We start from the raw sequence: 13,711 nt of genomic DNA, 5'->3' as shown, positions 1-13,711 counted from the left end.
TCAAAAGATAGAAGGTCGACTATGGCAATTACACTTGACCAGACCATTGCGCACAAGCAGCAGAGCTGGCTTGGAGAGAAACTCAGCAGTCAGACTTTCTGGGTTCTGATCGCCGTCATCCTCGCATGTATATTCTTGTCGTTCGCGACCGATTCGTTCGCGACATCCAAGAACCTCTACAACATCACGCGCAACGTCACGTTCGTTGCGATCATCGCACTTGGCATGACACTCGTGATCATCACCGGCGGTATCGATCTGTCAGTGGGTTCGGTGCTTTGCCTTTGCAGCATGATTCTTGGCGTGGTCATGCATGCCGGATATAGTCTCGAAGTTGGTATCGCCGCTTCCGTTGCTACGGCCCTGGTAATCGGCGCATGTCATGGTGTCCTCATTGCCTATATAGGCATGCCGCCATTCGTTGTGACGCTCGCAACGCTGTCGATCGCGCGCAGTTTGGCGATGGTTGCCTCCGGCAATACCGTGGTTTTCCAGTTCGGGCCGGACCATGATAAACTGCTCGCGCTTGGTGGCGGTGCATGGTTCTTCGGCATCGCCAATCCCGTGTTCTACATGGTCGTGCTGGCCTTGATTACCGGCTTTATCCTGCGCTGGACGAGGTTCGGGCGCTACATCTATGCAATTGGCGGTAATGAACACGCAGCGACGCTTACGGGCGTGCCTGTCCGCCAGATAAAGGTCGCGGTGTACATGATCTCTTCGCTGTCGGCCGGTATCGCCGGCATCATCCAGACCGGTTGGCTGGGCGCGATCACCACCAATATCGGCGCGGGACTGGAATTGCAGGTTATCGCCGCAGCCGTCATCGGCGGCGCGGCCCTCGCGGGCGGCGTTGGAACGGCCCTTGGCGCGATCGTCGGAGCGGCATTGATCGAGATAATCCGCAACAGTCTTGGATTGCTTGGTATCAATGCGTTCTGGCAAGGCTGTTTCATTGGCGGTGCCATCCTCTTTGCGGTGCTGTTCGACCGGATACGCAAATTCCGCCAGAGTGAATAAATCAAGGAGAATGCAACAATGAAAAAGCGGATCGTATTCACAGGCGGTACCGGCAAGGCGGGCCGTCACGTGGTCGCTTATCTGGTCAACAAGGGCTATGAAGTCCTGAACGTGGATCTCGCGCCGCTGGACCATCCCGGCGTCAATACCATGAGCGCCGATATTGCCGATAGCGGCCAGATGTTCGACGTACTATCCAGCCACTTTGGTTTCGAAGGTTTCGAGACGGGCAGGGGACCAGCGCCGATCGATGCGGTCGTGCACTTCGCAGCGGTACCGCGCGTGCTGATCAAGCCGGACAACGAGACGTTCCGCATCAACACGATGGGAACGTACAACGTCATCGAGGCGGCGGTTAAGCTCGGAATACGGAAAATCATCATCGCTTCGAGCGAAACGACCTATGGCGTCTGCTTTGCCGAGGGGGACAAGGATTTCCACCATTTTCCTCTCGAGGAAGACTATGACAGCGATCCGATGGACAGCTATGGCCTCTCCAAGGTTCTGAACGAGAAGACCGCTCGCGCCTTCGCGATGCGTTCGGGGGCTGATATCTACGCGCTGCGCATCGGCAATGTCATCGAACCGCATGAATATGACCGGTTTCCCGCGTTCCTCGCTGACCCTATGTCGCGCAAGCGCAATGCCTGGAGCTATATCGATGCCCGTGACCTCGGTCAGATCGTTGACCTGGCGATTCGCAAGGACGGCCTTGGCTTCCAGGTGTTCAACGCCGTCAATGATACGATCACGGCAAAGCTTCCTACACGTGAATTCCTGGAGAAATATTGCCCCGGCACTCCCATCCTGCGTGAGCTTGGCGAGTTCGAAGCGCCTCTCTCCAATCGCAAGACGCGCGAAGTTCTTGGTTTCCGGGAGGAGCATGACTGGCGCAAATACGTCCCACAGACGTGACCTAACCCCAGAGCGTGTGAAACAGTCCGCGGAAGAAATAAGGTCCGACGCTCCATACGGCTGCCCAAAGGGCAGCCCCAAGTATGTTGGCGAAAACGAAACTATGCCATGCCATCCCGACCGAGCCGGCAACCAGACCATTCAATTGCCGCAGCACGACGACGAAGCGCGCGCCGAAAACGATGATCGGTCCCCGGCGACGGAAAAGTTCCTCCAGCTTTTCCAACCTTTCGGGCGTGAGCTTGATTAGCCAGCCATATCGCCTCAGCAGGGGTCTTCCACCGAAGCGTCCGATAGCATAGCCGGTACTGTCGCCTAGAACGGCGGCGGCCCAGACTGCGAAAAACAGGTCACCAACGGCGAGATCGCCACGTATTGCGAGTAGCGAGGAGGCGATAAGCACGCTTTCACCGGGAAGCGGCGCACCGAAAGATTCCAGATAGATGATGGCGAAGATCGCGTACAGTCCATATTGCTGTATGTACGGCTCCAGGAATGTAATGCCGGTGTGCAGGACGTCCACGGCTTTGCCTTCTGTCATATGGCGTGCCGCGAGATTATTATGATTCTCGGCGCATGCGATACACTCCGGTCGTTCCGCCGCCTGAAAACGTCGTGCGGCATTGCCAAGCGATTGCCGTGTCAGTGCCGCAGAATTTTGCTCAGGAATGCGCGGCTCCGGTCGGTTTTCGGATCGGCGAAGAACTCTTCCGGCGTACCGGTTTCTACAATCGCTCCAGCATCCATGAACACGACACGCTGTGCAACCTTGCGGGCAAAACCCATCTCGTGCGTCACGACCATCATCGTCATGCCTTCTTCGGCAACGCCGACCATCACGTCCAGTACTTCGCTGATCATCTCGGGATCAAGTGCAGAAGTCGGCTCATCGAAAAGCATGATTTTCGGGCGCATGCAAAGACAACGGGCTATGGCAACGCGTTGCTGCTGACCGCCCGAAAGTTCGGCGGGATAAGTGTCGAACTTGTCGGCGAGACCAACTTTCGCCAGCATCTCACGCCCCGACGCCTCGGCCTCGGCGCGGGGGATTTTTCGCACGTGGATCGGTGCAAGCGTGACATTCTCAAGAGCCGTTTTGTGCGGATATAGATTAAAGGCCTGGAAGACGAAACCAATTTCCGCACGCAATCCGGTCATGTTCGTGGTGCGATCGCCGAGACGCTGTCCATCGACGACAAGGGCGCCGTCATTGATTGCCTCGAGGCCGTTTATGCAACGGATCAGAGTGCTCTTGCCCGAACCGCTCGGCCCGCATACGACAACGACTTCGCGCGGCTCGACGCTCAGCGTGATATCCCTGAGAACATGAAGCGCGCCGAACCATTTGTTGACGCCGCGAAACTCGATCATATCTGGCTACTTTCGTTGATTAAGCGCGTCACAATTGCACCTCGCCATGGGCGGCGCTCATGCGTCTCTCCAGGCGGCGAGCAAGCAGGATGAGCGGATAGCACACGATGAAATAGCCAATGCCGACAATGGCGAACACGAGCAACCCGTTGGGTACCCGCTGAACCACCAGCCAGCCGACCCGGGTAAGATCGGTCAGGCCGATAGCGGAGACGACGGACGAGTCTTTGATGAGAAGGACATATTGGCCAACGAGAGGCGGCAGGGAGACACGCATCGCCTGCGGCAGCACCACTTGGCGCATACGCTGCCACTTCGACAGGCCGGAAGCGAGCGCCGCCTCGACCTGGCCCGTCGGCACCGAACGTATCCCCGCTGCAACAATCTCGCAAATGAAGCAGGCGGCGAGGTTCGTGAGCGCTATGATGCCTGCAGTGAACGCATCGAGCTCGACACCAAGTTCGGGCAGGATGAAGAAGATCAGGAATATCTGCACGAGGAACGGCGTCCCGCGGATCAAATCGACCCACAAGCCGATTGCAGAACTAAGCAAGCGGCTGCCGCTCGTCCGTAGAACGCCGAGTGCAAAGCCAAGGATGGTACCAAGCACCAGGCTTATTCCCGAAAGCGCTACGGTCATGCCGAGACCGCGCAAGGCAAGTGGGTAGCTGCCGACAAGGCTTTGTAGCTGGAACCAGATCATGCGCGGACTCTGATAGGACGCACGCCCAGCCAGCGTGCCGACAATACAGCCAGAGATTTCAAGGCGTAGTAAAGTAGGAGATAGCACGCAGCAGTTGTGATGAAACCTTCAGCAGGCATAAAACGGTCGGAGGCAAGAAGCTGGCCGGCACGCGTCAACTCCGCGACGGAAATCAGCGAGAGCAGGGCGGAGTCCTTCACCAGAACGATTGCCTGTCCGAGCAAAGGCGGGATGGTCACGCGGACGGCCTGCGGCAGAATAACAAGTCGCATGCGCTGGGAATAGGTCATCCCCGATGCGACGCTGGCCTCCACCTGCCCGCGGGAGATCGACAGGATGCCGGCCCGGATGATTTCGGCGATATAAGCTCCGCTGTTGAGGGCCAAGGCAAGAATACCGACGAAAAGTTCGGGAAGCACGATTCCGAGCCGTGGCAGGCCGAAATAGAGGAAGTAAAGCTGCGCGAGCAGCGGCGTGGCGCGGATTGCGTCAATATAAATCTTCGCGGGAAGCTTGAGCACCTGCGAGCGCTGGAGATTCATGGCGCACAGGAGAGTCCCTACCGCAAGCGCACCGGCAAACGAGACGATCGATAGCCACAGCGTCGCGACGAACCCGTTCCCGAACAGGGGCAGGTATTCGGCAATGGTGCGAAAGCTGAAGTTTTCAAGCATGCCGGGACGATCCCTCAGGCGGCGGAGCGGGCGCAGTCACAATATGGCGGACGGAAATGCGTGGGACGAAGTGTGCCCCACGCAAAATCGTCCGGGTTCCATTATTGGTGGTCTTTTTTCCAGTCTTCGGAATTAACCCAGTAGTCGAGGTTCTTCTGAAGGCGGCCGTCGAGCGTAACCTGATCGAGGAAGAGATTCATCCAGATGAGAAGATCCGGCTCATCGTAGCGCGTGGCAAATGCCAGGGGCTCCTTTGAAAGGGTTTCCGGCATGATCGTGAAAGTACCAGCCGGATAAGCTGCCTGCTGACCCTTGACCGCCGACACATCGTTAACGCCGCAATCGGCCTGTCCGTTGTTGACCGCATCGAGCAGGAGTGGCCCGCCACCCTTGTAGCTCTTGATTTCAGCCTCCGGGAAAGTTTCCTTGGCCACTTTTTCACCAGTCGCTCCGAGGAGGACGGCGATCTTCGTGCCCTTTGCCTTGCATGCGTCCAAGGTGCCGAACTTGCTGTCGGACTTGGCAAAGACGGCACTGCCCGTATGCATGAACGGCTTGGTGAAGGCGACTTTCATCGCCCGCGCCAGTGTCGGGGTCATGTCGGCGACGAGAAGGTCGGCCTTGCCCGAAAGCAGCGCCGGTATAAGTCCGTCCCAGTCATAGTCCTGAAAGGTGATTTTTACGCCCATTTCCTTCGCCATCAATTCGGCAAGCTCGACCGAACTCCCGGTGCGCTTGCCAGCAGCATCGACCATGGAAAAGGGCGGGCCCTGTGTCTGAACTGCTACGCGCAGCTCGCCGCGCTTGGTAATGTCGTCAAGGGTTCCGGCGCTTGCCGCGGCAGTCATGCCGAGCAGAGCAATCCCCGCGATGAATAGCTGAGTGATCTTCATTCCTGTCTCCTCCGGTTGTATTCCCCGCCCTTGTTTGGGCGATTTTAGTTTGTTCTTGGCGCTGTCGCTGGTTCCGTCCAGCAACCCTCCGGTAAACTCACCCATTTATTGCACGAAGCCATGACCACAAAAGTCTCGCTTCGCACGATCTCTCCAAGGTCACCCACTCCCGGGATCAATTCGCTGGTTACCCGGTAAAGATCAGCAATATCCCCTGCGACGACCACGTCGACGATGATGTCGAACCGCCCGGTCACCACACATGCCGATGTTACGAAGGGGAGCGCGGCGATACGTTCCGCGATCTCCCGTACGCGGCCACGGCCTTGCGTGCTCACACCGACAATGGCCGAGATCAACTCGGGACGCTCCGTCAGGTTAAGCAGTCCGACTATCTTCAACAGGTTGCGGTCAAGCAGGTTGCGAAGGCGCGTCCGCACCGTGGGCACGGACATGGCCATGGTTTCAGCAAGGCGTGTGAGGCCAGGCTGCGCATCCTGCGAAAGCTGTTTTACGAGCCGCCGATCCGTCTGATCCAGATGTTCGCGCAACGGATTGGACTTTCATAAAAGAGAAAATACTGAAGGTATTTTTGTCGTTATGAGATATCCTATGCCGGGAATTTGCAGAATACAAGGGTTCGAGCGGACTGGAACATTTGCGCGGCAGTTGGCGCTAGGCTGGTGGTGGAATAGTTTGAAATCCACTACTCTACCGAAATCATCGGTGCGGGAGGAGGACTGCATGGAAGGTTTTGGTGTGCACACCAGCATGTGGACGATGCAATGGGATCGTGCGGGTGCAGAGAGGGCGATAGCGGCGGCCGTCAAGTACAAGATGGATTTTATTGAAATAGCGCTGTTGAATGCGCCGGCAGTCGACGCCGCTCATTCCCGCGCCTTGCTGGAGAAGCATCGATTGCGGGCGGTCTGCTCGCTGGGTTTACCCGAAACCGCCTGGGCGTCGGTCCGACCTCAGGCTGCCATCGACTACCTCACCGTCGCCATCGACAAGAGCGCAGACATAGGGGCGGAGGCGCTTTCGGGCGTCATCTATGGCGGGATCGGCGAGCGAACGGGTGTCCCGCCAACCTCGGCGGAATATGACAATGTTGCGCGGGTTCTGCAGGCTGCTGCCCGACATGCCAAGACCCGTGGCCTTGAACTCGGTATCGAGCCAGTCAACCGCTATGAAAATCATCTCATCAATACAGGCCGCCAGGCTGTCGATCTTCTGGAACGCGTCGGGGCCACGAACGTCTTTGTCCATCTCGATACCTACCACATGAACATCGAGGAAAAAGGCGCGGCCAACGGTATCCTCGAGGCGAGAGAGCATCTCAAATATATTCACCTCTCCGAAAGCGATCGCGGCACGCCGGGATATGGCAATATTCCGTGGAACGAGATTTATGCCGCTCTTGCCGCCATCGGCTTCAAAGGCGGATTGGCCATGGAGAGTTTTGTCAATATGCCACCCGAACTGGCCTATGGTCTCGCCGTCTGGCGCCCCGTAGCGAGGGACGAAGAACAAGTGATGGGCGAGGGTTTACCTTTCCTGCGCAACAAGGCCGTTCAATACGGCCTGCTTTGATCGAGGCCCGGCTGTTAAACGAAGGGTTTCGCGACTTCGAACCTGCGTGGCAGCAATCGCTCCAGATAGGCTTTGCATTTTGCGGAGATCCGGTTGCTGTCGGTCAGCAGGAAATCGTCCGGCAGGTGCTTCGTCTTCCCCGCTACATCGGCGAGCGGCACCAGTTGAGGCCGCGTGATCCCGTGTGCGTATTGCAAGGCCACGGATCCGCCGCCCCGCGCCGCCGCCTCGACGGCAAAGACACCGGCCTGGAAGGCCTCGCGAGCGTCCGTGTCGTTGATCGTAGCCACGTTGCCGCGTGGCAGATAGCCAAATGTATCCACCCTGGCTCTTGCGCCGGGCAGCCCGTCGTGAATCAGTTGTTCGATCGTCATGCCGAGATCGCCGCCAGATAGACGGACATTGCCGTGCGCATCGCGTTCGAGACGGTCCGGCGGAACCAGATTCTCGACCACGGACCGTCCGTCTTCCGCGGTTACGCCTTCCGACACGGCCACGATGCAGCGCCCGTGACGGCTCGTCACCTCGCGCACATCATCGATGAATCGTGCGGGTGAAAATGCCCTTTCGGGGACATAGACCAAATGAGGTTCGCTGTCCTCGTCCTGTTGCCATGCGGCTGCCGCCGCGGTGAGAAAGCCCGCATGGCGGCCCATGACAATGCCGACATAGATGCCGGGCAAGGCACGGAAGTCGAGGTCGACACTGAGAAAGGCTCCTGCGATGAACTCAGCGGCCGATATGAACCCTGGCGTATGGTCGTTTTCGACCAGATCATTGTCGATCGTTTTGGGAGCGTGGACAAAGGCGATGTCCTTGCCGGCCGCCTCCGCGAGAATTTGCTGGGTCCCCGCGGTATCGTTGCCGCCAATATAGATGAAAGCGGTCGCCCCCACCTTGTGAAGACCAGCGAGAACCGTCTCGCAATAGGCGGCATCAGGCTTGTCGCGCGTGCTTCCGAGTGCTGCGCTCGGGGTGGCGGCGACTAGGCGGAGTTGTTGCTCGCTCAAAGCAGAAAGGTCGACGTAATTTCCATCGCGAATGCCGCGAACGCCGTGTAGCGCACCCAGTACACGCGAACCGGGATGGCGCTTTCGCGCTTCGAGCGCGGCGCCGGCCAAAGTCTGGTTTATAACGGCAGTCGGCCCGCCGCCCTGCGCAATTACGAACGTCTCGGTCATCTTCAATTCTTTCGGTGTGCTGGTTTCGGGAAAGCCGGGTCGCCGGATCAACTGGAATGATACCAATATTTGACCGCATGCACTATATAACAGTATCGAAGGAGATTAACGTTCATTCATGGCACAACGGGCAGGCAGCGCCGATCTTCCCTTGCACAATGGCCGGGTTCCGAAATGGCTCGGCGACCGCATGACCCGGCTTGGTGCGGTCATATGCGAGGCGATCATTCACCATTACGGCCGCGATGAACTTTTACGCCGTCTTTCACATCCCTACTGGTTCCAGTCATTCGGCGCGATCATGGGAATGGATTGGCACTCGTCGGGGATAACCACCAGCGTCATCGGGGCCCTGAAACGCGGATTGACGCCTTTGTCGCGCGAACTCGGCGTCCATGTGTGCGGCGGGCGCGGTACGCACTCGCGCAAGACACCCGATGAACTTGCCGCAATCGGTGAACGCGTCGGTATCGACGGCCTGGCGCTTGCGAGGGTCAGCCGGCTGGTCGCCAAGGTCGACAGTGCAGCCGTACAGGACGGTTTTGATCTCTATCTCCACGGGTTCATTGTCACTGACGATGGGAAATGGGTTGTTGTTCAGCAGGGCATGAACGGCGACAGCCGGCAGGCGCGGCGTTATCACTGGCTGTCAGAAGGACTGACAAGCTTTGTCAATTCGCCCCACAGCGCTATCGAAGGCAGAGAGCAGGGCCGGATCATCAACCTTGCGGACGAGCGTGCCGTTGCCTCGCGGCGCGGACAACTCGACCTGCTGAGGGATCTTGGCCCTGACGGGATCGTGCGAGAGGTTGCAGCGTTCGAACCCGAACACCAGTCCCGACCTGTCGAAGAGCTCGCGCAACCCATGCTGCCGCACCTGATCATGCCGGCACACCATGACGTGCGTGAGAGCGACGTGATCATGCGGCGCCTGCACGGAAATCTTGCAGCGGCGACCGAACGTGGCCCGGCTGACTTCGAAGATCTGCTTCTGGTACCGGGCGTCGGCGCGCGTACAGTCAAGGCGCTCGCTCTGGTTGCGGAGGTGCTCCATGGCGCGCCTTGCCGTTTCTCCGATCCCGCCCGCTTTTCGCTGGCCCATGGAGGCAAGGACCGGCATCCGTTCCCGGTGCCGCTTAAAGTCTATGACGAGACGATCAACGTGCTCAAGTCTGCGGTGCAGAAAGGCAAGCTCGGACGTGAGGAACAACTGCAAGCGCTCCAACGACTCGACAATCAATCCCGGCAGCTTGAACGCTATGCAACCGGGCCCGATCTCAAGGAAATCATTGCCGGTGAGTTTGACCGCTCCGCGTCACTCGGCGGCCGCAGCGTTTTTGGCTGGGAGCCGGCGCCTGCCGAATACCATGCAAAAACAGACAAGAAAATCGGGTGAAACCTCGCGGAAAATTGTTTTGCGCAAACCGAGTTGAAACAATGTGGATTCAATTCTATAAAAGCTGCGTTGAATTTTTGATTGTCGAAGTTTTTCGCGTGCAAACGCTTCTACCTTCTCGTCAAAACTCGATAAGAGCGGTGATCGTGCAAGGTGCGCGGTCCCAAGTTGAAGTTGGCAGGGAGGGCTTAATATGGCCACAGGCACAGTTAAATGGTTCAATTCCACAAAAGGTTTTGGTTTTATTCAACCTGAAGACGGCGGCGCAGACGTGTTCGTACACATTTCTGCTGTTGAACGCGCCGGGTTGCGTAGCCTTAATGATGGCCAGAAGATCAGCTACGAGCTCGTGCGTGACAAGAAGTCAGGCAAGATGTCGGCCGATCAGTTGAGCGCTGCCTAAGTCAGCAATCAATGAACTCTCTGGACCTACCCAAGCGTCTAGTTGACAACGAAGGCCAGGTCTATGCCTGGCCTTTTCAATTCATGCTGGTTGAGCCAGCTATAATACAACAAGGATGACCACCGGTTGAAAAATCTTAAAGAATTGGCTGAGCGCCGCACTGCTGCAGCCGACGCAAAGAAACTTCTACTCAAGAAGTTCGATAATGCGCCCAAGCCGACTGATCCCGAGATGGTGGCAAAACGTGCCGAGCGGGAAGCAATCGTTGCAGCGCGCGAAGTACGGCGTGCGGAAAAAGAGCGGTTAGCGCAAGAGGAGTTGGCTCGAAAGCAGGCAGAAGCAGAAGAACTTGCCGCAGCCGCCCTCGCCGAAGCCGAAGCTGCCAAGATCGAAGCAAACAGGCATGTCGCACGTGTGCTTGCCGATGAAGCTGAACGCAAGGCGGAACGTGACCGCCGCTATGCCGCCCGCAAGGCCAAGCAGCGTTGAGACCTGAATAATCTCCCTTTAGTTGCTTGTCGCCAGTCCTCTGACTGCGCCGATTGACAAGGCCTGACAGAATACAGGATTGTTGTCGTATGCCGAGGAGCTATAGCAGTGGCGGACGGGTTCCGCGCGGGGCGCCCGGGCGAGCGCCGGGAGGCCCGCCTTTGCCGGAGATCCGGACCTTCCGCGAACGTTTCGGCGCACTGAAGAATCTGTGGCCATTCCTGTTGATGGTGTGGCGCACGAGTCCGTACCTCGCTTCGGCTTCACTCGCCCTGCGCTTGGCGCGCGCGCTGCTGCCGATTGCCACTCTCTTCGTCGGCAAGCTCATCATCGATGATGTCGTGCTGCTGGTGCAGGTGCCGGACAAGCCGCAAACGCTGTCGCAATGGGTCAATAGCGGCTTGCTGAACTGGCTGGGTCTCCTCCTTCTTGCGGAATTCGCATTGGCCGTTCTGTCGGATATTCTGGGCCGCGTCGTCTCCCTGATAGACAGCCTCCTGTCGGAACGCGTCTCCAACGTCTCGAGCGTTCGGTTGATGCAGCACGCAGCGACACTCGACCTGGAGGATTTCGAGGACGCCGAATTCCAGGATCAACTCGAGCGGGCCCGCCGCCAGTCCAGTGGCCGCATGACCTTGATGGGGCAATTGCTCAGCCAGGCCCAGGACATGGTGACGGTGGCAAGTTTTGCCGCAGGGCTTCTCGTTTATGCGCCCTGGCTCATTGTGCTCCTGCTTCTTGCATTGGTGCCGGCCTTCCTGGGCGAAGCGCATTTCAACGCGCAAAGCTACTCGCTGGATTTTGTCCGCACGCCCGAGAGGCGGGAACTCGATTATGTTCGCCAGACGGCAGCGAGTGTCGAAACGGCAAAGGAGGTCAAGATTTTCGGCCTCCACAGCTTTCTGATCGACCGTTACGTGCGGCTCGCCACGGACTTCTATGCGGCTAATCGCAAGCTTGCACTCCGCCGCGCCGGTTGGGGCGGTGTCTTCACCGCCATGGGTACGGTGGGCTATTACCTGGCCTACGCGTACATCGTCCTGCGCACGCTTGGCGGGGAGTTTTCGATTGGCGACCTGACCTTTCTCGCAGGTTCGTTCCGGCGCCTGCGGACGCTGCTGGAAGGTCTTTTGTCAAGTTTCTCCAGCACGGCGGGACAGGCACTTTATCTGGACGATCTGTTTGCTTTCTTTCAGGTCAAACCCGAGATCCTCTCGCCGCAAAATCCGCGTCCGTTCCCCCATCCAATCAGTCAGGGGTTCGTCTTTGAAGACGTCGGTTTCATTTATCCCGGTGCCGAAAGCTGGGCAGTGCGCCATCTCAGCTTCACGTTGCAAGCCGGTGAAGTGGTCGCCCTGGTTGGTGAAAATGGTGCCGGAAAGACGACTTTGGTGAAGCTTCTGACTCGCCTCTACGATCCCGACGAAGGCCGGATCCTGCTCGACGGCCATGATTTGCGCGAATACGATCTTGAGGCATTGCGCGGCAATATGGGTGTGATTTTCCAGGATTTCGTCCGTTATAATCTCAGTGCTTCCGATAATATCGCGGTCGGCAGGATCACTCATCGCGACGACCATGAGCGGATATCGAAGGCGGCGTCGCGAAGCCAGGCGGATGGTGTCATTGCCAGACTACCAGGCAAGTACGAGCAGATGATTGGCAAGAGGTTCAAGAACGGCGTCGAACTGTCAGGCGGTGAGTGGCAGAAGATCGCCATCGCCAGGGCCTATATGCGCGAGGCGGAAGTCTTGATTCTGGATGAGCCGACTGCGGCGCTTGATGCCCGTGCGGAGTTCGAAGTGTTTCGCCGCTTCAAGGAACTCAGTGAAGGCAAGACAGCGATCCTCATTTCGCACCGATTTTCCAGTGTGCGCATGGCCGACCGTATTCTCGTACTTGCCGATGGCAAGGTGGAGGCGGCTGGCACCCATGAAGAACTCCTTGCCCAGGAGGGCCGATACGCCGAGCTCTTCGAGTTGCAGGCGGCGGGCTATCGGTAGCGTCCGAATCTATCCCACAAACATGCTCTCACTCCGCTGTCACATTTCTGTAACATGCTACGTCCAAGAATCGCTGCATAGAAGAAGGAGATGAGCCGTGAACGATAAGATTTTCCACGTCCTGTTCCTCTCACATCGGAATTCCGCACGCAGCATGATTGCGGAAGCCATACTTAACCGGATCGGACAACCAAACTTTCAGGCTTACAGCGCTGGTGTGGAGCCGGCAAACGCGATAGATCCCGAGACAAGGGAGCTTCTTCAGCAAACCGGTTTCCCTGTGGATAATCTCAGGCCCAAGCATTATCGCGAATTTGGCCTCGAAGGTGCCCGAAACCTGGACTTCGTTTTCACGCTGCACGACGATGCTGCAGGCGAGCCGATGCCCGAGTGGCCAGGCGTACCTGTTACGGCGCATTGGGAATCACCTGATCCTCTGCGCGCCGAGGGCGAGCCATGGGAGCGAAAGCAAGCATTTTCCCGTACGATGATGGAATTGGACCGTCGACTGAAGATTTTCATCAATCTTCCATTCTCATCGCTGGATCGCCTGAGCGTTCAGCGTCACGTCGATGAAATCGGCAGATCAACTTAGCTGCCGGCCGGCTTGTGGTCCATCGCCGTTTTTGCGCCATGATTTCTTCATCCGCGTGACATGCCCTTACGTCATCCTCCGGATACTCGAATCAACCTGATCGGCAATGATGATGAAGACACCGGCAAACCGCTGGACGCCGCACTGGGCGATCCATCCGGGCGAGCATTTGCGTGAATGCATCGAAGCCCATGGTCTTACAACTGAAGAGTTCGCACGGCGCATCGAGGTGCCGGTTGCAATCGTCGACGCAATTATTGCGGGTCAACATCCAATTACACTTGATATAGCCACGTGCATAGACCGGACACTCGGTATCATGCCCGAACTCTGGTTCGTGCTACAGTTGAGATGGCAACGATACCAGGAAAGTTTTCAGGCATCGGCGTAGCTGTGTGAGCAAAAAATCGACGTCTATCTTGATCCGTCCCCCGGTTGAGCGAACGTGGGGCTGCATCGACCGGTTCGATGAGGC

Annotated in this window: 16 protein-coding genes; 9 read left to right on the top strand and 7 right to left on the bottom strand. The window is 57.7% G+C overall.

Features of this window, described 5'->3' with window-relative positions; genetic code table 11:
• Window positions 1-21: 21 nt before the first annotated feature.
• Window positions 22-1,020, top strand: coding sequence for an ABC transporter permease (locus CU100_RS22485; protein WP_106718865.1), 999 nt, complete (start codon window positions 22-24; stop codon window positions 1,018-1,020).
• An 18-nt stretch (window positions 1,021-1,038) separates the two neighbouring features.
• Complete coding sequence (locus CU100_RS22480) at window positions 1,039-1,935, top strand: NAD-dependent epimerase/dehydratase family protein (protein WP_106718864.1); 897 nt, start codon at window positions 1,039-1,041, stop codon at window positions 1,933-1,935.
• A 1-nt stretch (window position 1,936) separates the two neighbouring features.
• Here CU100_RS22480 and CU100_RS22475 read toward each other — a convergent pair whose 3' ends face one another.
• The 6 genes from CU100_RS22475 to CU100_RS22450 form a co-directional block, all read right to left on the bottom strand.
• Window positions 1,937-2,437 carry a DedA family protein gene (locus CU100_RS22475; RefSeq protein ID WP_106718981.1) on the bottom strand — a complete coding sequence of 167 codons (501 nt, stop codon included), beginning with the start codon at window positions 2,435-2,437 and terminating at the stop codon, window positions 1,937-1,939.
• Window positions 2,438-2,577: 140 nt separating this feature from the next.
• Window positions 2,578-3,306, bottom strand: coding sequence for an amino acid ABC transporter ATP-binding protein (locus tag CU100_RS22470; protein WP_106718863.1), 729 nt, complete (start codon window positions 3,304-3,306; stop codon window positions 2,578-2,580).
• Between the two features lie 28 nt (window positions 3,307-3,334).
• A complete protein-coding gene (locus tag CU100_RS22465; RefSeq protein WP_106718862.1) occupies window positions 3,335-4,009 on the bottom strand; it encodes an amino acid ABC transporter permease in 675 nt (224 codons plus the stop codon).
• A complete protein-coding gene (locus CU100_RS22460; RefSeq protein WP_106718861.1) occupies window positions 4,006-4,683 on the bottom strand; it encodes an amino acid ABC transporter permease in 678 nt (225 codons plus the stop codon). The genes CU100_RS22465 and CU100_RS22460 overlap by 4 nt, the downstream gene beginning before the upstream one ends.
• 101 nt (window positions 4,684-4,784) lie before the next feature.
• Window positions 4,785-5,576, bottom strand: coding sequence for an ABC transporter substrate-binding protein (locus CU100_RS22455; RefSeq protein WP_106718860.1), 792 nt, complete (start codon window positions 5,574-5,576; stop codon window positions 4,785-4,787).
• 44 nt (window positions 5,577-5,620) lie between these two features.
• Window positions 5,621-6,127, bottom strand: a complete 507-nt coding sequence (locus CU100_RS22450) for an Lrp/AsnC family transcriptional regulator (RefSeq protein ID WP_106718859.1) — start codon at window positions 6,125-6,127, stop codon at window positions 5,621-5,623.
• A gap of 193 nt (window positions 6,128-6,320) precedes the next feature.
• Here CU100_RS22450 and CU100_RS22445 point away from each other — a divergent pair, with 193 nt between their 5' ends.
• On the top strand, window positions 6,321-7,169 hold the full coding sequence (locus CU100_RS22445; RefSeq protein WP_106718858.1) for a sugar phosphate isomerase/epimerase family protein: 849 nt from the start codon (window positions 6,321-6,323) through the stop codon (window positions 7,167-7,169).
• Window positions 7,170-7,183: 14 nt separating this feature from the next.
• On the opposite strand, the gene CU100_RS22440 is transcribed toward CU100_RS22445, so the two are convergent.
• Complete coding sequence (locus tag CU100_RS22440) at window positions 7,184-8,350, bottom strand: diphosphate--fructose-6-phosphate 1-phosphotransferase (protein ID WP_106718857.1); 1,167 nt, start codon at window positions 8,348-8,350, stop codon at window positions 7,184-7,186.
• Window positions 8,351-8,468: 118 nt separating this feature from the next.
• On the opposite strand from CU100_RS22440, the gene CU100_RS22435 reads away from it, so the two are divergent.
• The 6 genes from CU100_RS22435 to CU100_RS22410 all read left to right on the top strand — a co-directional run bounded on the left by CU100_RS22435 (window position 8,469) and on the right by CU100_RS22410 (window position 13,627).
• Window positions 8,469-9,746 carry a DUF763 domain-containing protein gene (locus CU100_RS22435; protein WP_106718856.1) on the top strand — a complete coding sequence of 426 codons (1,278 nt, stop codon included), beginning with the start codon at window positions 8,469-8,471 and terminating at the stop codon, window positions 9,744-9,746.
• A gap of 193 nt (window positions 9,747-9,939) precedes the next feature.
• Window positions 9,940-10,149, top strand: a complete 210-nt coding sequence (locus CU100_RS22430) for a cold-shock protein (protein WP_106718855.1) — start codon at window positions 9,940-9,942, stop codon at window positions 10,147-10,149.
• A 126-nt stretch (window positions 10,150-10,275) separates the two neighbouring features.
• On the top strand, window positions 10,276-10,638 hold the full coding sequence (locus CU100_RS22425) for a DUF6481 family protein (protein WP_106718854.1): 363 nt from the start codon (window positions 10,276-10,278) through the stop codon (window positions 10,636-10,638).
• An 89-nt stretch (window positions 10,639-10,727) separates the two neighbouring features.
• Window positions 10,728-12,641, top strand: coding sequence for an ABC transporter ATP-binding protein (locus CU100_RS22420; protein ID WP_106718853.1), 1,914 nt, complete (start codon window positions 10,728-10,730; stop codon window positions 12,639-12,641).
• A gap of 97 nt (window positions 12,642-12,738) precedes the next feature.
• A complete protein-coding gene (locus tag CU100_RS22415) occupies window positions 12,739-13,236 on the top strand; it encodes an arsenate reductase ArsC (RefSeq protein ID WP_106718852.1) in 498 nt (165 codons plus the stop codon).
• Window positions 13,237-13,342: 106 nt separating this feature from the next.
• A complete protein-coding gene (locus CU100_RS22410; protein WP_146141892.1) occupies window positions 13,343-13,627 on the top strand; it encodes a helix-turn-helix transcriptional regulator in 285 nt (94 codons plus the stop codon).
• The last annotated feature ends 84 nt before the right edge of the window (window positions 13,628-13,711 follow it).

Origin of the sequence: Phyllobacterium endophyticum, assembly GCF_003010935.1 — a bacterium.
Classification (GTDB): domain Bacteria; phylum Pseudomonadota; class Alphaproteobacteria; order Rhizobiales; family Rhizobiaceae; genus Phyllobacterium; species Phyllobacterium endophyticum.
Note: the sequence above shows the minus strand (reverse complement) of the source record. Positions and strands in the feature narration are given on the sequence as shown.